Source organism: Methylomonas sp. LW13 (genome assembly GCF_016865255.1).
Taxonomy (GTDB): Bacteria; Pseudomonadota; Gammaproteobacteria; order Methylococcales; family Methylomonadaceae; genus Methylomonas.
Genome location: NZ_CP033381.1, coordinates 613,863 through 638,470, shown reverse-complemented (window position 1 = coordinate 638,470; position 24,608 = coordinate 613,863). Strand labels below are relative to the sequence as shown.

The 24,608-nt window shown below is 52.2% G+C and carries 20 protein-coding genes and 3 tRNA genes; 9 read left to right on the top strand and 14 right to left on the bottom strand.

Annotation, left to right across the window (positions count from 1 at the left end):
• Positions 1–103 precede the first annotated feature (103 nt).
• The 8 genes from JL719_RS02870 to JL719_RS02835 all read right to left on the bottom strand — a co-directional run bounded on the left by JL719_RS02870 (position 104) and on the right by JL719_RS02835 (position 9,313).
• Complete coding sequence (locus tag JL719_RS02870; RefSeq protein WP_033155901.1) at positions 104–3,175, bottom strand: efflux RND transporter permease subunit; 3,072 nt, start codon at positions 3,173–3,175, stop codon at positions 104–106.
• Positions 3,172–4,200: an efflux RND transporter periplasmic adaptor subunit gene (locus JL719_RS02865; protein WP_225892987.1), complete on the bottom strand. Its 1,029-nt coding sequence runs from the start codon at positions 4,198–4,200 to the stop codon at positions 3,172–3,174. The genes JL719_RS02870 and JL719_RS02865 overlap by 4 nt, the downstream gene beginning before the upstream one ends.
• A 34-nt stretch (positions 4,201–4,234) precedes the next feature.
• Positions 4,235–5,557 (bottom strand): TolC family protein, encoded by a 1,323-nt coding sequence (locus JL719_RS02860; RefSeq protein ID WP_033155900.1) that lies wholly within the window; start codon positions 5,555–5,557, stop codon positions 4,235–4,237.
• On the bottom strand, positions 5,554–6,879 hold the full coding sequence (locus JL719_RS02855; RefSeq protein ID WP_033155899.1) for an ATP-binding protein: 1,326 nt from the start codon (positions 6,877–6,879) through the stop codon (positions 5,554–5,556). Before JL719_RS02855 ends, JL719_RS02860 begins: the two co-directional genes overlap by 4 nt.
• A complete protein-coding gene (locus JL719_RS02850; RefSeq protein ID WP_033155898.1) occupies positions 6,876–7,541 on the bottom strand; it encodes a response regulator in 666 nt (221 codons plus the stop codon). Before JL719_RS02850 ends, JL719_RS02855 begins: the two co-directional genes overlap by 4 nt.
• A gap of 269 nt (positions 7,542–7,810) precedes the next feature.
• A complete protein-coding gene (locus JL719_RS02845) occupies positions 7,811–8,368 on the bottom strand; it encodes a FlhC family transcriptional regulator (RefSeq protein WP_051669778.1) in 558 nt (185 codons plus the stop codon).
• Positions 8,365–8,679: a flagellar transcriptional regulator FlhD gene (locus JL719_RS02840; RefSeq protein WP_033155897.1), complete on the bottom strand. Its 315-nt coding sequence runs from the start codon at positions 8,677–8,679 to the stop codon at positions 8,365–8,367. Before JL719_RS02840 ends, JL719_RS02845 begins: the two co-directional genes overlap by 4 nt.
• 1 nt (position 8,680) lies before the next feature.
• The gene (locus tag JL719_RS02835) at positions 8,681–9,313 is read right to left on the bottom strand and encodes a transglycosylase SLT domain-containing protein (RefSeq protein ID WP_084153240.1); all 633 of its coding nucleotides are present in this window, start codon (positions 9,311–9,313) and stop codon (positions 8,681–8,683) included.
• 309 nt (positions 9,314–9,622) lie between these two features.
• On the opposite strand from JL719_RS02835, the gene JL719_RS02830 reads away from it, so the two are divergent.
• The 6 genes from JL719_RS02830 to JL719_RS02805 all read left to right on the top strand — a co-directional run bounded on the left by JL719_RS02830 (position 9,623) and on the right by JL719_RS02805 (position 13,065).
• Positions 9,623–9,907, top strand: a complete 285-nt coding sequence (locus JL719_RS02830) for a flagellar transcriptional regulator FlhD (protein WP_051669776.1) — start codon at positions 9,623–9,625, stop codon at positions 9,905–9,907.
• Positions 9,900–10,526, top strand: a complete 627-nt coding sequence (locus JL719_RS02825) for a FlhC family transcriptional regulator (protein ID WP_165385912.1) — start codon at positions 9,900–9,902, stop codon at positions 10,524–10,526. Before JL719_RS02830 ends, JL719_RS02825 begins: the two co-directional genes overlap by 8 nt.
• 18 nt (positions 10,527–10,544) lie before the next feature.
• Positions 10,545–11,147 (top strand): flagellar transcriptional regulator FlhD, encoded by a 603-nt coding sequence (locus tag JL719_RS02820; protein WP_033155895.1) that lies wholly within the window; start codon positions 10,545–10,547, stop codon positions 11,145–11,147.
• Between the two features lie 4 nt (positions 11,148–11,151).
• A complete protein-coding gene (locus tag JL719_RS02815; RefSeq protein ID WP_033156130.1) occupies positions 11,152–11,637 on the top strand; it encodes a FlhC family transcriptional regulator in 486 nt (161 codons plus the stop codon).
• A 96-nt stretch (positions 11,638–11,733) separates the two neighbouring features.
• Complete coding sequence (locus JL719_RS02810) at positions 11,734–11,946, top strand: hypothetical protein (RefSeq protein ID WP_033155894.1); 213 nt, start codon at positions 11,734–11,736, stop codon at positions 11,944–11,946.
• A gap of 6 nt (positions 11,947–11,952) precedes the next feature.
• Positions 11,953–13,065 (top strand): site-specific integrase, encoded by a 1,113-nt coding sequence (locus JL719_RS02805; RefSeq protein WP_033155893.1) that lies wholly within the window; start codon positions 11,953–11,955, stop codon positions 13,063–13,065.
• A gap of 72 nt (positions 13,066–13,137) precedes the next feature.
• On the opposite strand, the gene JL719_RS02800 is transcribed toward JL719_RS02805, so the two are convergent.
• The 6 genes from JL719_RS02800 to JL719_RS02775 form a co-directional block, all read right to left on the bottom strand.
• A tRNA-His gene (locus JL719_RS02800) sits at positions 13,138–13,213 on the bottom strand.
• Positions 13,214–13,234: 21 nt separating this feature from the next.
• Positions 13,235–13,311 (bottom strand) — tRNA-Arg (locus tag JL719_RS02795).
• A 6-nt stretch (positions 13,312–13,317) separates the two neighbouring features.
• Positions 13,318–13,394: transfer RNA gene (locus JL719_RS02790), tRNA-Pro, on the bottom strand.
• Positions 13,395–13,586: 192 nt separating this feature from the next.
• Positions 13,587–15,824, bottom strand: coding sequence for a DNA topoisomerase IV subunit A (gene parC, locus JL719_RS02785; protein WP_033155892.1), 2,238 nt, complete (start codon positions 15,822–15,824; stop codon positions 13,587–13,589).
• A gap of 446 nt (positions 15,825–16,270) precedes the next feature.
• The gene (locus tag JL719_RS02780; RefSeq protein ID WP_051669772.1) at positions 16,271–17,506 is read right to left on the bottom strand and encodes a glycerophosphodiester phosphodiesterase; all 1,236 of its coding nucleotides are present in this window, start codon (positions 17,504–17,506) and stop codon (positions 16,271–16,273) included.
• Positions 17,507–17,590: 84 nt separating this feature from the next.
• Complete coding sequence (locus JL719_RS02775) at positions 17,591–19,186, bottom strand: alkaline phosphatase D family protein (protein WP_033155891.1); 1,596 nt, start codon at positions 19,184–19,186, stop codon at positions 17,591–17,593.
• A gap of 462 nt (positions 19,187–19,648) precedes the next feature.
• Between JL719_RS02775 and JL719_RS02770 the strand changes: the two genes are divergently transcribed.
• Genes JL719_RS02770 through JL719_RS02760 form a run of 3 tightly spaced genes read left to right on the top strand, consistent with a single transcriptional unit; the run spans position 19,649 to position 24,399 of the window.
• Positions 19,649–21,685, top strand: coding sequence for a cytochrome P450 (locus tag JL719_RS02770; RefSeq protein ID WP_165385911.1), 2,037 nt, complete (start codon positions 19,649–19,651; stop codon positions 21,683–21,685).
• 40 nt (positions 21,686–21,725) lie between these two features.
• Positions 21,726–23,030: a hypothetical protein gene (locus JL719_RS02765; RefSeq protein WP_051669770.1), complete on the top strand. Its 1,305-nt coding sequence runs from the start codon at positions 21,726–21,728 to the stop codon at positions 23,028–23,030.
• Between the two features lie 13 nt (positions 23,031–23,043).
• Positions 23,044–24,399, top strand: a complete 1,356-nt coding sequence (locus JL719_RS02760) for a Dyp-type peroxidase (protein ID WP_051669768.1) — start codon at positions 23,044–23,046, stop codon at positions 24,397–24,399.
• Positions 24,400–24,608 lie beyond the last annotated feature (209 nt).

Sequence of the window (24,608 nt, the reverse complement as noted above, 5' to 3'; positions counted from 1 at the left end):
GGCAAGACCCGGCCAAAAAGAGCCACTCGCAACTCTCTAAACTCGCCACTTTAAAGGTCCGCACTTCACACGTTAACTGCCGCTCAATATTGGGTAACGTCCTTTAACTTTTGACGGTGGCATTGCCATACCGGCAATACAGGGAAGGCATCAAAAACAGATTTAGCAACGTCGACGTCATCAAGCCACCGAGTATCACCACCGCCATCGGGTATTCGATTTCGTGGCCGGGCACATTGCCTTTCAGGATCAGCGGCAACAAGGCCAATCCCGCGCAAGCGGCTGTCATCAGGATTGGTGCCAGACGTTCTTCGGCGCCACGCTGCGCTAAGTCAGGTCCGAATATGACACCTTCTTCCTGTTCCAAATGTCGGTAATGGCTCAACAACATAATGCCGTTCCGCGCGGCGATACCCAGCACGGTGATAAAGCCGACCAACGAGCCGAGCGACAACACGCCGCCACTTAAAAACGCCCCTATAACGCCGCCGACCAACGCAAACGGCAAGGTCAATGCCACCAGACAGACCAATCGCAGCGAGCGAAAATCGACATGCAGTAACACCAGGATGCCCAGCAATGAAGCCAAGCTCAGCCAGGTCAACCGTTCGCTAGATGCTTGTCGTGCGGCATATTCGCCCAAAAACTCCGGGTGATAGCCTTGCGCAAACGTTAGGCTCTTCACGCGGCTTTCAATTTCCCGCGCTACGCCGCCTAAATCGTTACCACTGACGTTACAGGTGACGTCGATTCGGCGCGAGGCGTTTTCCCGCTTGATTTCGTTTGGTGTCGGTGCAATATCGATGTCGGCCACCTCGCTTAATGGCACGCGCGCCCCGGATGGCGTATCGATAGTGAGTTGCCTGAGCGCGGCAAGATCGTGGCGTACCCGCTCGGCGCCCCAAACCGTGACATCGATGATTTTTTGTTCACGGTAAATTTCGCCGACCTTGCTGCCTTTGATTAAGGTAGCGGCGGCACGGCGCACGTGCCCGGCTGTCAAGCCAAAGTTGGCCGCCACGTCCGGTTTGAGCCGTATCTGTATCTGCGGCACCACTATTTGCGGTTCCACTTTGAGATCAGCGATGCCGGGCACATCGGCGATGGTTTTGCTGACTTCGGCCGCCTTATCCCGGAGTACAGCCAAGTCAGGCCCGTACAAGCGCACCACCACAGTCGCACTGGCACCGGTCAGCACTTCCTTGATCCGTTCGCGCAGATAGGTCAGTATATCGCGGTAAAGCCCCGGATAACCGTCGACGACGGCCTGAATTTTTGCCACGGTGCTGTCGTAATCAACCGCCGTATCCAAACTAATCCATAACTCGGTAAAGTTCGGGCCTACCACTTCGTCGGCCACTTCGGCCCGGCCAATGTGGGAACCGAAATTGCGCACACCGGGAATCGCCCGCAGTTCCTTGCTGACTTGCATCGTAATGCGGCGCATGGCTTCCAGCGAGGTGCCAGGCTTTTCGACCCAATGCATCAAAAAATCGGTTTCCTTGAAGTTGGGTAGAAACGATTCGCCGAGTTGCGGTAACGCGATGGCCGTCGATATAAACGCCGCTAGCAGAAAACCTGTCGCCCAGTGCGGACGGTTGACGATGACGGGCAACAGCTTGCGGTAATGCTGTTTCAACACGCGCGTCAGAGGAGTGTCATCCTTGCGATGCTTGGCATTGGGTAATAGCATCAGGCACAAGGCCGGCGTCACCGTCAGCGCAACCAGCAGCGAGGCTAAAATTGCCAACAGGTAGGAAAATGCCAGCGGCCTGAAAAAAGTACCAGCTAATCCGTCCAGGAAGAATACCGGCACGAACACCAATGCCACGATCAGGCTGGCGAATACCACCGCGCTACGTACTTCCAACGACGCCTTCAACACGACGCGGAAAGGCGACAGCGGACTGCCTGCCGCGCGATTCAAGCGCAGTCGGCGCATGATATTCTCGACGTCGATAATCGCGTCATCCACCACTTCACCGACCGCAATCACCAGACCGGCTAGCACCATGGTGTTGAGCGTGCCACCACGCAGGTAAAGCACCGCGGCTGCCGCCAACAGCGACAGCGGAATCGCTGATAGACTGATCACGGCAGTACGCCACTCGAACAAAAAGGCGATCAGAATCACGGCGACCAGCAGGCAGCCCAATATCAGCGCATCACTTAAATTATGCAGCGAGCGTTCGATGAAGGTTGCCGGACGAAAGATGGTCGGATCGATGTCAACCTCATTTAGACCGGGTTGCAAGGCCGCCAAAGTCGCTTCAACCTTGCGCGTGACATCCAAGGTGTTACCCCAGGGTTGTTTTTCGACAATTAGCAGTAGCCCCGGACCGTCGTTGATCACCGAATCGCCAATCGGCGGAGGGTGGCTTTCGACAATGTCCGCCACATCGCCCAAACGAAGTGGAGCACCGCCGGTGAATTGCACCACGGTGCGCGCCAGATCATCCGGTGTTTGCAGCGGCGACACATGCGTCACTGGCAAACGCTGATTAGGCAAATCCACAAAGCCTCCGGCTGAAATGGTGGCTGCATCGCCAGTCGCACGCACCACCGCATCCAGCGTCACGCCGTTGGCGGCCAGCCGGTCCGGATCGACCAAAACCTGTAACTGCCGATCTCGCTGGCCCCAAATAGCCACGTTGGCCACACCCGGCACCGCCATCAAGCGTGGGCGAATGGTCCATAACGCCAATTCGGACAATTCCATCTGCGACAGTTTTTTCGATGAAATACCAATCTTCAGCGCCCGACTGGTGGACGATAACGGCGACAGCATCACCGGTGCGCGGGCCACAACCGGTAGGCGCGGCGCGATGGTGGCAACCCGTTCCTGCACCAGTTGCCTGGCTTGCATCAAATCCGTGCCGTCCTGGAAAATACAGACCACTGAAGACAAACCCAGCACCGACTTGGATCGTAAGGTTTTCAACCAGGCCGTGCCGTTGACTGCATTTTCCAGTGGCACGGTGATCAGATTCTCCACTTCCTCGGTCGACAATCCGGGGGCTTCGGTCTGGATTTCCACCAGCGGCGGCGCAAATTCCGGGAACACATCCAGCGGCATTTGCCGGGCGGCCTGCACGCCGAAAATCACCAGGACAATCGCCAAAGCCAGCACCAATATGCGTTGGTGTAAGGCGACGGAAATCAGCCAGCGCATCATTTGCCGACACCAAATTCAGTACCGAACAATTCGGCCACGCCCATACTGACCACCTCGATACCGGCCACAATATCGCCCGTCACGGCGGCTTGATCGTCAACCACCCGCAGCACTTGCACCCGCCGGCGCTGATAGACATTGGCTTGCAGAGCTTGATAAATCCAGCTTCCACCATTTACGTCATACACAAGCGCCGACCACGGTAGGACTAGATTCTCGTCTTCGCTACGCTGCGGGATGGACACGCCAACGCGCTGACCGGGACGTAGTGATGCATCCGAATTCTTGACTTCGTAGAATAAGTCGACCGTGGCGGCAGCCGGATTGGCGGAAGGCGGTGCCGCCACCGGTACGGCAGGACGAGTGGCATTCTCGGACGAATTTGTCAGCCCACCGACACGCGCCTGGGCGGCGGTATTCAATGTGGTTATATCATCGACATAGACCGGCACCCGCACCCAAAACGTGCTGCGGTTGTTGACGTCTAACAGCGCAGGACCGAGCAAATCGCGGCGTTCGTGCGCGGTTTTCAGATTGGCTTCGGCCAGGCCTAGCTGGATTCGGGCATCATCGACCGAGCGTTCGGTGCCCACCTTGTCGCGGCGCATCTGTTCAGTGCGACTCAAGGCTATTTGCGCGGCTTGCACTTGCACTTTGGCTTGCTCCACCTGACCATCGGCGTCGATTTGCGATTGCGCCAACCGCACCAGTTCGGCCGGTGCCAGTGATGGCAGGATGGTATAAACCGATTGCTTGTTACCTTTCCCTGAACCATTCAAGGCTGGCAGTGTGATCTCGCCGCCGAACAAGCGCGTGCGCGTTAGCCGCCGTTTTTCAAGCTTCGTGGTGACAATGCCCAGCCGCTGCGCGGCTTCGGGTGCCAAGACGACTTGGGTCAGATTACTTTCCTTGACCGGGTTTTCTATTTTGGCGGGCGGCGCAGTGGCTTCGCCGGCCATTAACTTACAGGTCACAAATACTAAAGCCGACAACAGGCGCTTGTGGTTTGGAGACACGTGGTTCATATAGGTCCAGTGTTGAATTCCGGGAAATAATCAGTCAAGCAGGCTTTAGACGCTGGCCAACACTGCGTTCCAGTTCCGTGCGGGCGCGGTGGAAGTCGGCGGCGGCTTGCGCGGTTTTCAATTGCGCGTCCAGCCAACGGCGTTGGGTTTCGAGTACGAACAGGTAAGTGACATTTCCGGCTGCGTAGGCGTTTCTAGCATCCTTTATGGCGGCTTGCAGTGGTGGCAGAATAGTCTCTTGCCATTGCTTCAGGCTAACACTAGCCTGTCTTAGCCGGGCATGGGCTTCGCGGACATCCAAGGCGATCCGTTGTCGGGTGGTAACATATTGCCTGGCGGCTTTATCAAAGCGAGCCTGGGCTTGCGCGACGCCACCTTGATTCTGGTTGAGGATGGGCAATGTCACGTCTAAGCCTGGCCCTGCCAGCAAAGGCCCATTGATTTGTTTGGCATTGAGGCTGGTGGTGATATTAAAGATTTCGGCGCGCGCCAGGCCAATGCGTTCGCCCGCAGCTTCGACATTGATTTGCGCAGCACGTAGATCGGGACGTGCCATTAGCGCCTGTTCGACCAGCTTTTCGGTATCGAACCGGTCATCATGGGCTAACAGTTCCGTATTAACGTTTCCCGGCCACTGCTCCAAACTCAAACCCGCCAGATGTCGTAAACGCTCGTTGGCTATTGTCAAATCCTGTTGCAAACGGCTTTGTTGTTCCTGAGCTTGCAGGGCATCGACTCTCGCAATGGTTACTTCCAATTCGCTGGCATCGCCGTCGTTCAACCGGGCTTGCGTGAGTTCGGCGATAGCCTGGCTCAGTGTGACAGCAGATTCAGCCAATTCCACGCGTCGCTTGGCTAAGCTCAATTCGGCATAAGCGAAGCGAACATCGCGAATCAAGTCCAATCCGGTTTGCACCAGGCGTTGAGCGGTTTGTTCAACATCCAATTGGGCCAACTCGACCCGTTGTGGACGTAGCCAGAAAATTTCCAACGGATAGCGCACCGTGAGTTCCAAGGGTTTTGCGCCCCATGGCACCAGCATCGAGAAGGTGGGGTTGGGCAGCATACCCGCTTGCACGAGATCGGCCCGGAACAAGCCTAAATCGGCCAAGGTCGCGTGAAAGGCCGCATTGTTCCAAAGCGCCAAGCTGACTAATTCGTCTTCGGACAAACCGTCATCCAACGTTACATTGGCGGGCCATGCGGTTTCGTCGGCACGGGTTTCGGCAAAATGCTGACCGCTGCGTTGCTCCAGCTCGTTGGCCACATCGTTAAGTTTCATGCCTTGTGGAGTGCAAGCCGACAATGTCACGGCGAAAACCACTGACGGCAAACGCCTGAATAGGCAAGACATCATTCACGGTTCTCCGGAAATGTGACGATCACCTTCAAGCCCACGCCGCCATCCCCATCGCTCAATGTAATGTTAGCCTGGTGCTGATCGGCAATCCTCTTGGCGATAGCCAAGCCCAAGCCACTGCCGGATTCGGCGCTATTTAAAACCCGGTAAAACCGGTCGAACACGCGACCGCGCTCATCCAAAGCGATGCCGGTGCCGGTATCATTGACTTCCAGGCGAACTGTCTTGGCATCGTTAACGACACTGACGTCAATATGTGTATTGGTTGGTGAATAACGGATGGCGTTATCGATCAGATTGCCAAGCAGAATCCGTAGCGCCTCTTCGGCACCGGCAACCGAGACATGGTCTGCCCGTGTCAAACCGAGATCGATATGGCGATTGGCGGCTAGCGGGGCAAAATCGGCTACCACGTTCCGCGCTAGATCATCCAGGAACAAAGGTTTAAGCGGAGAATCGCCAACTTCCGGATCGAGACGAGCCAAGGTCAGTAATTGCTGAACAAGATGACTGGCTCGGTCGATGCCTTGTCGTAAGTTTTGCAAGGCTTGGGCACGCAGCTCTGGTTCAATGGCGCGCTCGGCCAGTTGTGCCTGCAAGGACAGTGCGGTGAGCGGACTACGCAGTTCATGGGCGGCATCGGCTGTGAATTGACGTTGGGCTGATAGGGCCTGATTCAATTGGTTCAGTAACCCGTTCAATGCGCCGACTAGAATGTTGACTTCTGCCGGCAAATCCTTGTCTGGAATTGGGTCTAACGAATGAGGATTGCGATGCGCCACGGCATCGGCGACTTGAGCCAGCGGCGCCAAACCACGACCAATCGCCCAACCCAGCCATAAGGTCAGTGCTGGCAATAAAATCAACAGCGGCGTCAATAAATGCAGGGTAATTTCGTTGGCGGTTTCACGGCGCTCTTGCTGAGCTTGAGCGACCTGAATCAAACCTTTATCGGTTTTTAAATTAACGACGCGCCACGCTTGGTTTTGCCAGTTAACGGTGTCATAGCCCGATTTTCTGCCTAGTGGAATGGGCGAGAACGGATGGGATTGAAATAGGATTTGCCCCTCTGAATCGCGAATCTGACTGACCCAATCAATACCATCGCCGCGCAATGCGAGGTCTTTAGAATCGGGTTTTACGCCTTGCGCGTAGTTTGCACGAGACAGAGAATAAGCTGCATCCAACAACACCTTGTCGAACAGTTCATCAATTTCTTCATGCACGTTCAGCCAAGTCGGTACTGCAAACGCCGCGCCGGTCAGCAGTAAAACGGGCATTAACCAAAAAATTAACCGTTTGCGGATAGAGGTGCTCATGGCTTCACCACTTTAAAGCCAACGCCACGCACATTAAAAATGATGTCCGCACCGAGTTTGCGGCGCAGGTTGTGTAGGTGGACATCGATCGCATTGCTGGCCACTTCCTGCCCCCATCCATAGAGGCGCTCTTCCAATTGCGGACGAGACAGTACAGCGCCAGGCTGTTCCATCAAAGCATGTAGCAATGCGAACTCGCGGGCGGATAAATCAATCAGGGCATCGCGCAACCAAACTTCGTGGCTCAACGGATTGATGCGCAACGCACCGTATTCAATGTCGGATGATCCGCGTCCGGCACTCCGGCGTATCAGCGCGTGAATACGGGCGACGAGTTCTTCCAAGGCAAAGGGCTTAACCAAATAGTCGTCGGCACCGCTGTTGAGTCCAGCAATTCGTTCACTCAGTGCATCGCGCGCCGTTAAAATCAATACCGGAATGGTGTTGCCGGATTTGCGCAGCAGGGTCAACAATTCCAAACCTGCTAAACGCGGCAGCCCTAAGTCGAGTAACAATAGAGCGTACTCTCCCGACATATTGAATAGAGCTTGTTTGGCTTGTTCGCCGTCCTGCACCCAATCGACCACAAAGCCATCCAACTGCAATCCGTCCCGGATGGACTGGCCGATCATCGGATCGTCTTCCGCTAATAACAAACGCATGTTGACCTTATAAATTCTTTAGATGGTCAACAGTGTAAATGAACAAGATTTAAGTAATAGTTAAGGCCGTTCGAATGTGTTCGGAAAGGTATCGATAACGGTCGTTAATTAATGGAGTTGGTGAAGGGCGGCTTGGGGTCGTCAACGACAATTGTTTCATGGTGAATTTAAATATCTTGGATGTCCGCTTTCAAGATAGCCATGGATATGAAACCGAACTTAGTGAAAAGGCTAAATCGTTAACCGTTCAATTCAATTGCTGACCAGACTTAAGACGAGTTTGGGCGAAATGAGTTAACGTTTGCATCTGCCAATTCACAAAACTGGCAAACCGGCCGGAATTTGCTCTCGTAGAATACCGCAAAATTATGTCGACAGCGGGGGCAATATTTCAAGGCAACCTGTCCTTCGCGCATACCTTGCGCTAAAACCCAGGCTTCGTTGAAGTTGGCGGGTCGAACTTTGCCGTAAGGTCGCTCTTCGGGGATAAGGTGTTCATAGGATCGATGGAAATAATCCCATGTAAACAAAATGGCCGGCACGTCCATGCGCGACTGAGGATTAACCTTGCAGGTGATTTGATAGATGGACAGAAATAACGTCAGATATAGAAACGACTCGCGTGATGCCGGAATGGTTTTAGCCAGCGGGAGTTGTCCGTTGGAGGGGCCGTGAAAGTGAATGGCATAGTACATGGCCTTAAGCTCATGTTGGCTGATCGTTTTAATATGCGCTTTAACGAACGTCGGCCGCAATTTTCGCTTCAGCAATTGATAGGCAAGATAATGATCTCTGAGTCGGTCTTCGTAGGTGTACCAAGCACTCATGCGATATCGCCTGATCCTGTGAGCAGCATGAGCAAATCACGCGCCTGGCTATCACACGCATCTCCCTCGTGCGCTGACTGATCGACCTGAAGATAACGCCCCCAAAAGCTGGCATTGAATCTAGGGGTAAAGGCCAGGCATTCGCGCCGAGCTATCTCCCTAATTTGCTGCACCTGCAATTTTTTCAGGATACCCAGGGCTTCTGGCGTTAATCCCAAGCTAAACATCGCCTGTTCTTCTTGTCCGGACAGCACCATTTCCCGTGCTAACAGCAGATAATCCAATTGCAGATGATAGAGGCTATCCTCCATCTCAAATCACCTGCTTCACTCGGTCGGCTATGGCCATCACACTTTGTCCGTAGGCGATGGCGGCCTTCTCATCCTTCCAGCTATAGTAGCGACCAATCCCTAACGCCAAGTCATGCGGGGCTGAACCAATGGCGGTTGCTAAGAGTTCGGCACCTATTTGTACATTGGTAATCGGATCCAGTAATTGCGCCGGCGCGCTCACTCTGTGGCCATGCCAGCGGACATTGATTTGCATTAACCCCACATCTACCAACCGATTGCCTTCGTCTATCGATTGCTTGAGCAAGGCATGGGCCTCCCGCTGCGAGGCTGGCATCAAGGATTGTCCGGATTTATTAAGTGCCCATGGCCAGGGTTTTACTGCGGTCGGATCGGCATCGTTCGCGGATTCTTTTAAGGCAACCGCATACAGTATGTAAGGATCCAAATGGTGCTGCTTTGCAATCTGCCACCAAAGCGTATTTTGTAGCGTGCTTGCGGCGCTAGTCGCTCGTGTCTGTTGGCTGACATTGCCATGGGCTAAACACGATGCACTGCAGACCATAAAGCTCAGCAAAATCGGCAGTGGATTGAGATGATGCTGTTTAGCGGCGCATAGCCATCGGAAACCGGATTTCAAATCGACAATGTTCATAGTAGAGGTGACAGGTAAGGTTGCCCGAGTCTACTGAAAAACTCACTATTTCGAGCGATCAAAAAAGGCCTTCTTTCGACCTAATTACGCCTCCTATAGATCTCCATAAAAACAATTCCTTGAAAATACAATCAGTTACGCACTGTCAAGCACTTTTTATAGCTGAAACAATGCCTAACACCTTGCCAAGCCATATTCTGCAAGGCTTTGCGCGGAAAGTACCCCAAAATCACCCACTTTCCGCACGTGACGATTACAAAACCAGTCTTTTAGTATTGCCCCATGTCGTAATTCATTAGAGAGAAGAGCATGGCCACCCTAGAAGACGATCTGACGCAACTGAATTTTCAGTATCTGATGCTATTGAGAGAATGTGCTCGCAGCAATCCCATGGAAGCCGCCTGGCGGTTTGGTGTCATTCCGGAGACGGTCGATCATGTAGCCGATTTGTCGCTGGAACAAATTAAAGAACAGGCGGCGATTAACCGCGCCGTGATCAGTTTGCTGCCACTGGGTAACCACCCGGTTTCAGCCGCCGCTCATGCGGCCTTGCTGGTTCATGATGCTCATGATCAGGGTGATCATCATGGATAACGGTGGCTTCGTTGACTTGTCGCATTTTGGCGCTGAACTGATGTTGGCAAAGACATTGTTCGAGTACGGCGCCCGAACACCAGTGGTTTGTGCTCTTTGCGGTATCAAACGAAAAACAGCCACCCGCATTTACTGGCTTGCGCAACACCAAGCACCGATTAAAGGCATGCTGCCTTGGGATCCACACTGGATAGGCCGTTCAACCATTAACAATCTGCACGCCTCGATATTTTTGGGATTGATTCAGGATTATGCGTCCGTTCGTGCCAATGGTACTGAGTTTGGGTTGCAATTTTGCAATGCATACGCATTGTACTGCCGCATCGTTGCTCACAATCCCAAGCCGTGCAGCCGGGAGGCAGGATTCGAACACCACAGAGTGTTGGATATCAATCGAGCATGGCAACTGACAAGACAATTTCATGCCTCTGCATTGCATTTTGCGACGTGCCTTTGCTGTCAAGCGCGATTCCTGATCTCCCGCCAAGAAGATCAACACGCTGCCCGCTGTCCCGTATGCGAAAACAAGACAGGCAGCGTAGCGAGTAAACATCGAATTTCGCGGCCATTTTCACAAAATGCCGGCAAAACTTTGGCGATACGTCTTGACCGTTACTAACGGCCAAGGAGAGTCATAATGTATTTATTAGTTCAGTCAATTCAATCTCGGACCCAGCTGGATGCGGCGGAAGGAAAAAATTTAGCCCGTCTGGCACGAGAATGCTTTTTCAACCATCAACCTTTAATCCTTGACTTTGTCAACGTCGAGCAGGTTACCGCGCATTTTTGCCAGGCGTTATTGTGCCCGTTGACGAACGAATTTGGCGCGGATTATTTAAATCAATGGTTGCAGATAAAAAACCTGTCCTCCCACGTCAGGCAAATCATACAGTCTGCCATGGGTGAATTGGACGATTATTTTGATTGTTTGGAGCGCGCACAAGCTCAGAGTGCTGACCAAGAAATAACGACGTTGAATTGTTTATGGCTTATCAAAGCCCGTGATCTCTGTCGAGATAACCCTCTGTTCGCTGGTTTTATGTTGGGCATTTCGGATAAGGCGTTAATTGAGGCCATTGGTCGCTTGTCAATTGAGGACATTGAGCATATCGCTCAATCGGGCTGGCTGTGTTTTGCGCCAAGGATTTCAAATCATTTTTTTGAGTACATGAATCGCAAGCAACATACCGCCGTTGATGTGTTGCTGACGTTAAGGGAGGGCTTGAATCATGGAGGCTAAAAAGATGATCAAAACGCTAAAACAGTATCAGTTGGCCATTACCCTGATTCAACGCCAAGCCAGAATTGCGGTAATTGTCCGCGAAACTACCATCCCCAGAGAACTGATAAAGGCCACTTACAAGGAGATTCTAGGGCGATCCGGTAGTTCGGGCCCCATCAAAGAGTCAATTCGTGGCTTGACGCACAACGTAAAACGCTACAAGGAAGCCACGCTCTTCGCCAAGATATTTCGTGCAATTGAAGCCGAAAACAGTCACGGCGAAATTGATAACGTTATCCAGGCATTCGATTTTTTTAAAATTTCCTTGCCCAGTGGCAACCTCGATTTCACCACGGCATGGTTGGTGGCACGAGACTTGAGAAATAAAAAATTGCTGATGACGGAATGTGGTCATTGTTATTCAGCGGTATTGATCATTTTGGGCAGCGAAAAGTCGCTGGAGCGGTGTTGTGTTTGTAAAACCGCTTTAAAACAGTCAATAAGTTGAATATTTTCCATATTCTAAAACTATCAAAAAATCCGGGCTACCGTGCTTGCGCTATTAAAATTGAATGAAGAGTTATAACCTATCTAACCAATCGATATGACAACTCTTGTTTCTATTGATCAACTGAAAATAGCCACTGGTTACGATAGACCCGGTGATATTGAGCGATGCCTAAGAAAAAATGGTGTCCGTTACTTATACGGGCAAGGGGGTAAAATTTTCACTACGATAGATGCAATTAATGCCGCCATGGGATTAAAATTTGATCCCCCAGACGCCAATCAAGAGGTAATCGATTTTATCGATTAAACGTCTATGCCTAAAGGTCCCGCTCGAACGGCTGTAGTACCAACCAACATTGATGCCAGAAAACTGCCGACCGGTGTCTGGTGGGATAAGTCAGGTAGTGGTAAATGGATGTATAAATACAAAGATCCAGACCTTGGGAAATGGCGTTCAAAGCGATTGATCGGTCCAAAATCATCTTTGGCAGAAATTTGGCAAGCATACGAAAGCCTGAATGCTCCCATGGCGGCTACATTCGCATCAATCAGTCTCGATTTCCAGCTAACACCCATCTGGCGCAAATTGGCTACATCAACGCAAAAAGATTATCTAGATTGTCATCAGCATATCTGTGGTCGCAAAATTTCAACGAATGACACTCTTGGTGAGCTTCCAGTCACTAAATGGACAGTGGGTCTCGTTAGAAAATACCGAGACACCCGCGGTGAATCTTCGGAAAGCAGAGCAAATAAAGAGCTTGCATACATAAAACGAGTTTTTTCATGGGCATACGAATATGAAAAAATTAAATTCAATCCTACGTTAGGTGTGAAAAAGCTATCAATCAAACCACGCCAACATTACGCCGAAGATCGTGATTACGAATTTATGCTCAAGATCGCTCAAGAGTCAAATTATTGGTATCTCTGGCCAGCAATGGAAATTGCCTATCTTTGCCGTATGCGTTTGTCGGAAGTACTGGATCTTACCGATGCCAATGAATTGCCGGAAGGCCTATTAATTAAGCGTCGCAAAGGATCTCGTGACAATATTACAGAATGGAATCCGCGACTACGTAATGCGTGGGATTTTGCAGTTGCAACAAGAAACCGGATATTGTCAGATCGAAAACAGCCTCATCCGATTCGTGCCGAGGATAGGCATATCATTATTAGTGAACGTACCGGCGACAAAATCGTAGTTGATAGTCTTAAAACGGCTATGGGACGAATAACGGTTGCCACCAAATTAGCAGCTGAAGAAAGAGGCATTAATTGGGTGCCTTTCACTTTTCATGACCTTAAACGTAAAGGTGTTAGCGATACAACAGGCAATAAACTAGATGCGAGTGGACACCGAACGGCTTCGATGATGAATGTTTATGATGTCAAATTGAAAACGGTCAAACCGTCGAACGAATGACCATTTGTCAGTAGCTTTGTCAGTAGATGCTGGTCTTGCATGATACAAACAATGTCAAGCTATTGATTTTATTGGGGTGAACGATGGGGCTCGAACCCACGACAACCGGAATCACAATCCGGGACTCTACCAACTGAGCTACGCTCACCATAATGATGATTTTTTGCGATGGCACGCTTGGCAGGACTCGAACCTGCGACCCTCGGCTTAGAAGGCCGATGCTCTATCCAGCTGAGCTACAAGCGCAAATCTTGGTCGGGGTAGAGAGATTCGAACTCCCGACATTCTGCTCCCAAAGCAGACGCGCTACCAGACTGCGCTATACCCCGAATTGACCTTCTTATTATCCCGAAGAGCAGAAGCGCTCCAGAAAGATGACTATGATAAAGACATTGATTGCTTACGTCAACAGATTTTTTCACACTGATCTGATAAACCGATTTTGAGCCTCAAATAGTTGGTACAAAAAATCCCAAAAAAGCTTTTAAACTCCCAATAATATGTGCGGCACCGGCAGAGTATTAAGCAACAACACACTCCAACCCATCCACTTTTTGGAAACCACGCGGCAATGCTGTGCCACGATTCGCACGATTGCCAGTGTATTGAGCAATATCCATGGCTTTCAGGGTGACATGCCGCTTGCCTGAGACGATTTTCAACTCGCTGCTCGCCGACAACGCCGTTACCGCGACCACAGCATCCTTACCGGAAACCAAGTCCCCGCCAGGAATCTGAATTAGTTTATTACCCTTGCCTTTCGCCAACCCGGGCAGATCCAACGCTGGAAATATCAACAATCTACCCTGGAAGGTCGCAACCGCCAGCAAGTCGTGACCAGTTGGAATCGGCGCCGGCGTTAAAACTTTGGCGCCAGTCGGCAAGCTCAACAACGCCTTCCCAGCTTTATTTTTACTTTGCAGCTCTTTTAACTGCACTCGAAAACCGTAACCGGCATTACTGGCAATCAATAGCCAATCGTCGGGTTGCCCAGTAAATACATCGGTAAACAAACTACCTGGCGGCGGATTAAGCCGACCGGTCAGCGGCTCACCCTGACTTCGCGCAGAGGGCAAATCATGAGTCGTAATGGTATAGACTCGGCCCGTGGAGTCCAATACATACGCCGATTGCGTGGTCCGGCCTTTCGCTGACGATAAATACGCATCGCCGGCGCGATAGCTCAAGCTTTCGACTTCTATGTCATAGCCTTTGGCCGCCCTGATCCAACCTTTTTGCGACAAGATAATCGTCACCGGTTCATTCGCAATCAGCTCAGTGGTATCGAGGGCCTGAGCCGCATCCCGCGCAACGATGGGCGAACGCCGATCATCGCCGTATTTTTCCGCATCGCGTTCGATTTCCTTGCGGATCAGGCGATTCAACAGGCGCTCAGAGCCCAAGGTTTTTTCCAAGGCCTGTCTCTCCTGCTCCAATTCATCCTGTTCGCCACGAATCTTCATTTCTTCGAGCTTGGCCAAGTGCCGCAATTTCAGCTCAAGGATTGCTTCCGCTTGCAAATCGCTGAGACCAAACCGCGCCATCAGAACCGGCTTAGGATGATCTTCGCTTCTAATAATCGCAATCACTTCGTCGATATTCAGATAGGCAATTAGCAAACCTTCCAGAATATGCAAACGTGCCAGCACTTTATCCAAACGATATTGCAGACGACGACGCACAGTTTCGGTTCTAAAGCTGATCCATTCAGTCAAAATCATCCGTAGATTTTTGACCTGCGGCTTACCGTTCAAGCCGATCATATTCATATTGACCCGATAATTCTTTTCCAGGTCAGTCGTGGCGAATAAATGCGACATCACCGCATCGACATCAATACGCTTGGTCTTGGGAATAACTAACAACCGTGTCGGATTTTCGTGATCGGATTCGTCGCGCAAATCCTCGATCATCGGTAACTTTTTCGCCAGCATTTGCGCGGCAATTTGCTCCAGCAACTTGGCACCGGACACCTGATGCGGCAAAGCCGTGATGACGATATTGCCGTCTTCCAGCTCGTATTTGGCACGCATCTTTATCGAGCCGTTGCCGGTCGCATACATTTTTTGAATATCGGCGCTAGCCGTGACGATCTCGGCATCGGTGGGATAATCAGGCCCTTTGATATGCGTCAGCAAATTTTCGAGTGGCGTTTCAGGATCGTCCAGTAATTGCAGACAGGCATTGGCGACTTCGCGCAGATTATGCGGCGGAATATCGGTTGCCATCCCCACGGCGATACCCATAGTGCCGTTCAGCAGCACATTCGGCAAGCGGGCCGGCATGAGGCTGGGCTCTTTTAAGGTGCCGTCGAAATTGTCGGTCCAGTCCACCGTGCCCTGCCCCAATTCGCTAAGCAAGGTTTGCGCGTAAGCGGTCAGCCGAGACTCGGTGTACCGCATGGCGGCAAAAGATTTTGGATCATCCGGCGACCCCCAGTTGCCCTGGCCATCAATCAAGGGATAACGGTAAGAAAAGTCCTGGGCCATCAACACCATGGCTTCGTAGCAAGCCGAATCACCATGCGGATGGTATTTACCCAGCACGTCACCGACGGTACGGGCCGATTTTTTGTATTTGGCCAACGCCGTTAGGCCCAACTCGGACATCGCGTACACGATACGGCGCTGTACTGGCTTTAGGCCGTCACCGATGTGCGGTAAAGCCCGATCCAAAATTACATACATGGAATAATCCAGATAAGCTTTTTCGGTGAATTCTTTTAGCGGGAGTTGTTCGAAGTTTTCCTGTACACCCATGGTTTTGCGAGTAATCCTGTGTTGAAAGCCGCCGAACCGCGACGAAATAGAGGGCGGCTAAAATACCACAGTCGTAGCATGATGGGGTGCTGGACATTGGCCTTCTCTGGGTGGATTCGATGAATCAACCCAGAGAAGGCCAAATTCGTTGCGTGCTGATCAAGAATTCTAGCCACTCCAAGCCGGCATCACGTGACACCGACAAACTTGCCAGCTATCCAAATCATATACGCTTTGCCATGCGTAGTTAACCTTTCGGGGAAGAGGTTATGCCCGGGCACGGCACACTAGGCCAACTAATGACTACCACCATCCGCCGGAACAAGCTCGCCGCTAACGTACAATAATTAAAGTACAACTCGTTCCGGCGCTTGTTCGCCTAACACCAAGGCGATGCTCCGCAAGCCATGGAGCTTGCAGAACATAATGACAATCATCGACTAGCGCTAACGATGACTCCCTAGGTGACTCCACTCCAATCTGCAACATTCTCCAGCCTGCGTGCCATCCCCGTGCACCAAGGCATCACGTGCCGCAACCCCGGTGTCGGCAAAGTCGGTAAACAAGCCATCCACACCCAAATCAAAGTAATACGTCATTTCCTGCTGCGGATCAGCAAAGCCGTAGCCACTGGCATCGTTGCGGAAAGTCCAGGTGTGCACCAGCAAGCCTTTGTCGTGGGCCATTTCCACCACGCCGGTACTGCCTTCTACCCGGCGGTCGTTGATCGTGATAGTGCCGTCGCCGTCACGGTCCACACCGTCGGCCACCGTTTTTACCAAATACGGCTTCCAAGGACCAATTGCATCCGCATAGGATTTAACAAAATCCAGACCGTCGTTGCTCAGCAAATCGGCAAAAGTACGTTGATCGCCTTTTACCACAAAGTCATAAGGCTGTTGGTAAGGTGCAACCAGCGATAGTGAGCCGTCCGCATTGACGTCGTCAGCATCGATCAGTTGTACCAATTTGATGTTGGTCTTGCGGCTTAAATATTGCAGATTGCTGACTTCGAAAGACTGGATAAACACCGGCGCGCAGGCACTGTTGCCATATTCCTTATGCAGTTTTTTTAACAGTTTGTCTTCGAAGAAATGCTTGCCAAATAGCGGCTTACCCTTAGCATTCTGCAGTTCGGCGTGATAAGTCGAATGTTTGATTTCAGGGTAGATGCCAATCCGGCGACCGGTTTTTGCGCTTTGCTGCTTGGCCAGCGCGATCACTTCGTTCAAAGTCGGGATTTCAAACTCACCGTCATATGAATTGTCCCGGCCACGGGTTTGGATGGCGCGCAGCGTTTTGATTTCTTTCAAGGTAAAGTCGCTGGCAAACCAATCGGTCACGGCCACGCCATCCACCATGCGAGTGGTTTTGCGATCAGCAAACTCCGGATGATTGGCCACATCGGTGGTGCCGCCTATCATCGGTTCGTGGCGGGCAATCATTTGGCCGTCCTTGGTCAGCACCAGGTCGGGTTCGATAAAATCCGCACCCAATTCAATCGCCAGTGCATAGCCAGCCAGCGTATGTTCGGGACGATAGCCGGACGCGCCGCGATGGCCGATGACCAGCGGGCCGGCACTGGCGTGTTCGTGATGTTCACTGTGCGGCAGCGCCTGGGCACTGTTTTGCGCACCGATTGCAGCCAGCATGGCCATAGTCAATAACGTGGGTTTCAACATGAATAGAGTCCTTATTTTGCTTGAAGTTAAATGGCTTAACCAGAGAAATGGCCGGGCGGCACATACCGTCCCGGCCACTTGGCTTTAGTCGTGATCGCGGTCGTTATGATCGTGCTCGCGTTCACGCTCGGCTTCCGCCGCCAGAGTTTTACTGAAGACCACAGCGCCGTCGATGTCCTTAAAATCCACCGTCATGGTGCGGCTTTTCTTGTCGATATTCACTTCGCCAAAAAATTGCAAGCCGGCGTAAGGCGACAGATTGGCTTGACCGGCTGGCGGCGCTTTGGAGAAAACCACTTGCGGACCGAATGTACCGTCGGTACTGTTGGGCCCGAAGGAACCGGCATTTAACGGACCCGCGACGAACTCCCAGAACGGCGCGAAGTCTTTGGATGCCGCTTTGGCAGGATCATAATAATGCGCGGCGGCATAATGGACATCGGCAGTCAGCCAAACCAGGTTGTTGATTTGCTCATGCTTGATAAAACTCAACAAACGAGCCATTTCCAGTTCCCGACCCGCTGCCGGCCCATCATTGCCATTAGCTACAGCTTCCCAACGCGCCTGGCCTTGGGCCGTGTTACCGTCGCCGATATTCAAACCAATCGGCATGTCGGCGGAGATGACTTTCCAGGTGGCTTTAGAGTGCTTCAACTCGTCCTGCAGCCAAGCCATTTGCTCGGCACCGAGGAAAGCGGTTTCGGCATTTTCTTGAGATTGCAGATTAGCGGTATTCGGGCCGCGATAGCTGCGCATATCCAGTACGAACACGTCCAATAGTTTGCCGTAGGAAATTTTGCGATAAATCCGCTCGGATTCTTCGGCATCGTGCGGACGCAGAGGTGCATATTCCAGGAAGGCTTTAGTGGCGCGGGCAATTAGCGTCGGTATATTTTTTTCGGTGTAGCGCGGATCGGCGCTCAGGTCTTTGGAATCTGACCAGTTATTCACCACCTCATGGTCGTCCCACTGCCAAATTTGCGGCACTTCGGCATTGAAGCGGCGGACGTTTTCGTCTAACAGATTGTATTTGTAGCGGCCACGGAACTCGTCCAAGGTTTCAGCGACTTTGCTCACTTCCGGCGTGACCACGTTAGTCCAAAGCTGGCCGTTCTCGGCCAGCTTACTCTCCGGAATCGGGCCGTCGGAATACACGTTGTCACCGCTTTGAATGAAAAACTGCGGCTGGACTTGGCGCATGGCTTCGTAGATTTTCATGCCGCCAAAGCTTTCGTTGATACCCCAGCCTTGACCAGCGGTGTCGCCGCCCCAAACGAAGCGGATGTCGTCGCGCTTACCGATAGTATGGAAATGTCCGACCACCGGTGCGCTTTTGCCGCGAGCATTAGTCAAATCTTCAAACCAGACTTTCACATAGACGTCTTTGCCATCAGCTAACCCGGTCAAGCCCTGGCGCGCGGTAAAGTCGGTTTCGGCCAATGCATAGGGGCCGCGGACACTAATCGCGTCCTTAAACTGCGGGTTATAAGCATATTTCAGCATCATCCGCGCCGGCCGATCCGCCCGGCTCCAAACGATAGCACGTCCAGGCGCTAAATCGCCGATCTGAATACCTTGCTCCATTTGCGGTACGTCAACGGTTTCCGCAAATACCGGCGCGTTCAGCGCTAACAAGCCGGCTATTGCCAATGCCAGTTTGGTTGGCTTTATGAATTGCATTGTGACTGCTCCTAAGCGTTGTGAAGAGGCCGGGATTATAGGCAGCAGCAAATGACAATCTGATTAAGGCCCGCAGAGAAAGAATCGGAAGATTTGCAGCGGATTCCGGCGACAGAGAAGCTTTCCGTTTGCTAGGTACCAGGCGGGCGCCGCCCAGCGCGTTTTGTGACGTGCTTCGCATTTAGGCACGGTTGTTGCTAAGCAACATTTTATCTTTCGCTTTTTATTTCAATTAGTTACGATTGATCTATTATTGATACTCCGTTAAAGCTCGGCGCTTGATTCGCGGATGGGTTAACAAGTGCTTGGCAGCCGATAACGGCATAAGTCAGCAGACCGACAAGCTGTTTTACCCAGCGCGCATACCAACATGCCATTCAAGCCGACATGACTAAACAGTCATCGGTGTATGCCAGCTATAGCATTAAAAACTATAACAATAGCAAGCAAGAGGAGGGAATCATGATCAAACCCGGCAGTACGCGGCGTGGAGCCAAATCCAAACAACTGAATCGTTTATTAACGATTCCTGTATCCCATATCAGCGAATTAGTCCGCTGGATGCTCGATTACGGCGGGGTACCGTACCGGGAAGAAGGCAGCGTGCCGATGCTGCATTTACCCTCCTTCTTGTTGGCGGGTGCCGATGCTAAAGCCATGCCGGTGCTGATCACCAGCGAAGCAACCTTATGTACCATGCACGAATCGCTGCAATACATCGACGCCCGTTTGCCCGCCGAACTGCGGCTGTATCCGCGCGATGAGAAAGGCTTGGCGGAGACCGAACGCTTGCTGGCCTTGCTGGTGGACAAATTAGGCTTGGCGACACGCAATTACGGCTATGCGATGTTGCTGCCACACAAAGAAACCGTGCTGTCTTTCTGGCAGCAGCGGGTGCCAGCCTGGCAAAAATGGTTAGCCGAACGCGCTTATCCGATATTGGCTCAAGCCATGGAAAAATCCCTACCTGCCGATCCCGGCCAAGTCGAACCCTGCAAACAACAAATCGAGGCGATCTTTGCGGAGCTGGACACTCTGCTAGCCGACGGCAGAACCTATTTGCTGGGCAACCAGCCCAGCATCGCTGATTATTGTCTGGCAGCACTGTCTGCACCAGTGCTGTTGCCGGCCCAATTCGGCGGCGTACAGCCTAGCAAAGCAGAATTACCGGCTGCATACCAGGCTTTTGTCGAGCAATTGGCAGCTACCCCCACCGGCGCCCTGGCCTTGAAAATGTACCGCGAGCACCGGCCCACGCCGGCACCCGCTCTGGACTATCATCCTACGTCCACCACGCCGCAAAATATCGTCAGTTATTACCTGGCTCGCGGCGTTGCAATGCTGACCGGCGCCACGGTGCAACGTTGGCTATTCGGATTGTTACGAAAACATAAACCGGTACTGGTCCTGGGCAAACGCGCTTTGGTGACTCGTGACAGCGATGTCCGCGAAACGCTGGCGCGCGACACCGAGTTTACGATTGCCGAGATCAACGCGCCCAATATGCAACGCCTGAACGGGCCATTCTTTTTAGGGATGGATCGTTCCGAAACCTACAGCAAAGAGCAAGGTGCGCTGCGCCGAGTGATCAAGCCCGGCGAAGACCAATTGATTCGCCGCATCGTCCGCCAGCATTGCGATGACATGATCCAGGCTGCGTTGCCGGTAGGCCGCATCGACATGGTGTCGCAATTAACCCGACCAGTGGCGCGGCGTTTTATTCGCGATTACCTGGGGGTGCCAGGGCCGGACGAAGTGACGATGATGCGTTGGATGCGCTCACTGTTTCACGACCTGTTTTTGAATCTAAGTAACCAGCGCAGCATTCAAATCACCGCCGAGCAGTCCTTTCATGAGATGGGGCCGTATCTGTTGAATTTGATTGCCGAGCGCCGGCAGCGCATCCAGCAAGGCGAGCAGTTTGAAGATTTTCTGTCGCGGCTCATCAAAATGGGCATGGACGGCGAGCACGATCTGGACGACGACGGTATCCGCCGCAACATCTCCGGCTTGATTGTTGGTGCTTTGGATACCACCTCGATGGCTACTACCTTGATTGTCGAGCAATTGCTTAGCAAGCCCGATGTATTGCAACGTGCCAAACAGGTGGTCGATGACGAAGACAAGCTATTGCATTTGTGCTTCGACGTGTTCCGTTTCAACACCATGGCGGCGGCCATGCGCCGGCATTGTAAAAACGGCGCGGAGATTGCCGGCGTGAAGATTCCGCCCGGCACCGAAGTCTTCGCCTTTACCGCCTCGGCGATGTTCGACGACAGCGCCTGGCCGGAGCCTTTCAGCGTGCGTGACGATCGCGCGTTGGATCGGTATATGCATTTTGGCGACGGCATGCACCGCTGTTTTGGTGAATATATCAATCGTATCCAGATTCCAACTTTGGTAGCCAGTTTGCTACGTTTGAACAACTTAAAAATAAATAGCGGCATTTTGTACGACGGACCGTTTCCCGATCAATTTGTCCTGAGCTTTGATCGGTAACTTTTTACCAGCACGATAATAATTTCAAGAGGACGTGTGTATGCAACAAAACCCCATGACCGTTATCACGGAAATATTGCCGGACCAGCTGCAAAAGCTGGAAGCGTATCTGGCGCCGATAGGCACGGATATTAAAAACAATCCGGTGATTAAATTTTCCAATTATCAACAGCTGCACTATTGCACTTTTTTCGTCATTCCCGGCAAACATCCCTCCGAGGTCGATACCGGCGAGCCCGCCCTGCTAGCGTTTGAAGCCAATATCGACGGCGAGGTGAAGCAATTTATCAACGACCTGATTGCTGGCAATCCGGAGTTTGTGAATACCGTTTATAGCTGCTGCAAGGACTATCCGAGCAACAACGCCAGCCAACTGGCTGAGTATTTGTTAAAGAACGACTATGGCGCCAATGCCTTTTACGTCGCCCACCCCGGCCAGACCCGTAATGCGATTTACGAGCAACAACAAATCCGTCAACGCATCGAAGCCTATATCGACGCCAATCGCGCGGAACTGGCGGCCAAGCAACCGGCCGAAATTCACGCCGACATCGTCAAGCATCTAGGCGCCATCAACAAACCCACCCCGCAACCGTTTTTAAACAGCGCCGGACAAATGATCTTCAACGGCTTATTAGCAGCGCTGGGGATTTTATTGGTAGGCGGTTTTTTCGGGATATTCGGGCCGCTGGTGGAGTTTTTGGCGGTACTGGCGCTGATAGCCGGCGTCGCATTCGCCGTGCTGTTGCGCTGGAACGAAATGCGCGATAAGCAGGACGACAAACCCTGGGCAGTCTCCGAACAGATGCAAGCCATCCAGCGCGTGGAAGACCGGCAATTACAAAACCATCTGACCAGCGTCATCGAAATCAAACCCGGCTGGTTTCGGTTGACCACCCTGAAAATAGTGCTGGCCGGCATCAATTTGGTAGCCAAACTGGTGGCCACCAAAGGCGACCTCAGCGGCATCGTCACTATCCATTTTGCCCGCTGGGTGATTCTGCCCGGCAATAAACGCCTGTTGTTCATGAGCAATTACGACGGTAGCTGGGAAAACTACCTGGGCGAATTCATCGACCACGCCAGCGTCGGCTTGACCGCCGTTTGGAGCAACACGCAATTAGGCAAGGACCGGGGCTTTCCGGATACCCAATGGCTGGCCTTGCGCGGCGGCTCCCGCGACGAGCAGCGCTTCAAAAATTTCGCCAGAAACAGCCAGCTTGCCGAGTTGGTTTGGTATAGCGCCTACATCGATTTGTCCGTGAAAAATGTCGCCAATAACCGGGCGATACACGAAGGCTTGTTTTCCACGACCAATCTGGCTGCTTGGCTGAGATGCTTATAAAAGGACTCCCACAATGACCACCATCGATAAATTAGACGACGTACAAGGCATCGTATTTAGCGGCTATAACAAACATATGGCCCACTGTAGTTATTACCTGTTAAAAATCGACGATGCCGGCAAAACGAAACCTTGGCTGAAAAATCTGGTCGATCAAAACCAAATCAGCCATGGCGCGGACAAACCGACCGATGAAACTGAAAACCGTATCAACCTGGCGATCAGTTATTCCGGTTTCGAACAGCTCAACCTGGATAAAGACAGCCTTTACAGCTTCGAACTGTCCTTCCGGGAAGGCATGGATTCCGAACATCGTTCCGCGCTGCTGGGCGACCGCGGCATCAACGATCCCAGCGCCTGGGATTGGGGCAGCGGCCAAAAACGGGTGGACCTGTTGTTTATGCTGTTCTCCAAAAACGACGCCATCCACAACGCCAGCCAGAAATATCATGAAAAAGCCTTTAAAGGCGCCGGCTTGAGCATCGTGCAACGCCTGGATGCCGGCGAGAAAAAACAGGACGCCAACGGCTTTACCTTGGAGCATTTCGGTTTTGCCGACGGCATTTCCGACCCCGTCGTAGACGGCTTCCCGACCACCAGCGGCACCGGCGAAATCGCTACCGGCGAGTTTTTGCTGGGTTATCCCAACCAATACGACGGCAAACTCACCAAAATGCCGCAATTGGGTAGTGCCGGTGAAGCGTTCGGTAAAAATGGTACTTATCTGGTGTTGCGGCAATTGAAACAGGATGTCGGCGCGTTCTGGCAATTCATGGAGGACGAAGCCGCGCGGCAAGGTATCACTGCCGATTATCTAGCCGCCAAATTCGTCGGCCGCTGGAAAAGCGGCGCGGTGGTGGAGCCTAATCAGGACAGCGATCCGAATAAGGTTGATAACAGCTTCAATTTCACCAAAGACCCGCACGGCACCGGCTGTCCGCTGGGTTCGCACATTCGTAGGGCCAATCCCAGAGCAGTCGGCTTGGGTGCCACCGCAGAAGAAGCCTTGAAAGTCGCCAACCGCCACCGCATCCTGCGCCGCGGCCGCAGCTACGGCAACTTCCTGGAAACTCCGGCTAAAGACGACGGCAAAGAGCGCGGTCTTTTGTTCATCTGCTTAAACGCCAATATCGAACGCCAGTTCGAATTTGTGCAACACACCTGGATCAACAGCGTGAAATTCGCCGGTTTGTACGACGAAGACGATCCATTGATTGGTAGCGGCGTAGTGGAAAATCGCAACTTTACGATTCAGGATGAACCATTGCGGCGGCGGGTTTGCGGATTTCAGCAATTTGTGACGACACGAGGCGGCAGTTATTTCTTTTTACCTAGTTTGAGTGCGCTGGGCTTGCTGGCTAGTTCCTGATTGGGCATTTTGCAGTAAGCTCTGCTATTGAATTCGCTTGGCGAAAGGAGTCTTTCGCCAAGCTGCGGCAAGCATGCCAACGCCTTGCAAACATTCCCTTCATCGCTAACTTTGCGTGCAGCGCACCTAAAGTCTCGGCGCAATTAGCCATTTAATCTTTTCAGTTTGCTTCATGGCAAACTCCTTCTGCTTCTTCTATGCTTAAAATC

Excerpts from the sequence above, each read along its gene's own strand:
- JL719_RS02825 (WP_165385912.1), top strand. The coding sequence starts at position 9,900 with ATGGATAACGGTGGCTTCGTTGACTTGTCGCATTTTGGCGCTGAACTG.
- JL719_RS02810 (WP_033155894.1), top strand. The coding sequence starts at position 11,734 with ATGACAACTCTTGTTTCTATTGATCAACTGAAAATAGCCACTGGTTAC.
- JL719_RS02815 (WP_033156130.1), top strand. The coding sequence starts at position 11,152 with ATGATCAAAACGCTAAAACAGTATCAGTTGGCCATTACCCTGATTCAA.
- JL719_RS02860 (WP_033155900.1), bottom strand. The coding sequence starts at position 5,557 with ATGATGTCTTGCCTATTCAGGCGTTTGCCGTCAGTGGTTTTCGCCGTG.
- JL719_RS02845 (WP_051669778.1), bottom strand. The coding sequence starts at position 8,368 with ATGAGTGCTTGGTACACCTACGAAGACCGACTCAGAGATCATTATCTT.
- JL719_RS02820 (WP_033155895.1), top strand. The coding sequence starts at position 10,545 with ATGTATTTATTAGTTCAGTCAATTCAATCTCGGACCCAGCTGGATGCG.
- JL719_RS02830 (WP_051669776.1), top strand. The coding sequence starts at position 9,623 with ATGGCCACCCTAGAAGACGATCTGACGCAACTGAATTTTCAGTATCTG.
- JL719_RS02840 (WP_033155897.1), bottom strand. The coding sequence starts at position 8,679 with ATGGAGGATAGCCTCTATCATCTGCAATTGGATTATCTGCTGTTAGCA.
- JL719_RS02835 (WP_084153240.1), bottom strand. The coding sequence starts at position 9,313 with ATGAACATTGTCGATTTGAAATCCGGTTTCCGATGGCTATGCGCCGCT.
- parC (WP_033155892.1), bottom strand. The coding sequence starts at position 15,824 with ATGGGTGTACAGGAAAACTTCGAACAACTCCCGCTAAAAGAATTCACC.
- JL719_RS02805 (WP_033155893.1), top strand. The coding sequence starts at position 11,953 with ATGCCTAAAGGTCCCGCTCGAACGGCTGTAGTACCAACCAACATTGAT.
- JL719_RS02775 (WP_033155891.1), bottom strand. The coding sequence starts at position 19,186 with ATGCAATTCATAAAGCCAACCAAACTGGCATTGGCAATAGCCGGCTTG.
- JL719_RS02865 (WP_225892987.1), bottom strand. The coding sequence starts at position 4,200 with ATGAACCACGTGTCTCCAAACCACAAGCGCCTGTTGTCGGCTTTAGTA.
- JL719_RS02870 (WP_033155901.1), bottom strand. The coding sequence starts at position 3,175 with ATGATGCGCTGGCTGATTTCCGTCGCCTTACACCAACGCATATTGGTG.
- JL719_RS02855 (WP_033155899.1), bottom strand. The coding sequence starts at position 6,879 with ATGAGCACCTCTATCCGCAAACGGTTAATTTTTTGGTTAATGCCCGTT.
- JL719_RS02770 (WP_165385911.1), top strand. The coding sequence starts at position 19,649 with ATGATCAAACCCGGCAGTACGCGGCGTGGAGCCAAATCCAAACAACTG.
- JL719_RS02850 (WP_033155898.1), bottom strand. The coding sequence starts at position 7,541 with ATGCGTTTGTTATTAGCGGAAGACGATCCGATGATCGGCCAGTCCATC.
- JL719_RS02760 (WP_051669768.1), top strand. The coding sequence starts at position 23,044 with ATGACCACCATCGATAAATTAGACGACGTACAAGGCATCGTATTTAGC.
- JL719_RS02780 (WP_051669772.1), bottom strand. The coding sequence starts at position 17,506 with ATGTTGAAACCCACGTTATTGACTATGGCCATGCTGGCTGCAATCGGT.
- JL719_RS02765 (WP_051669770.1), top strand. The coding sequence starts at position 21,726 with ATGCAACAAAACCCCATGACCGTTATCACGGAAATATTGCCGGACCAG.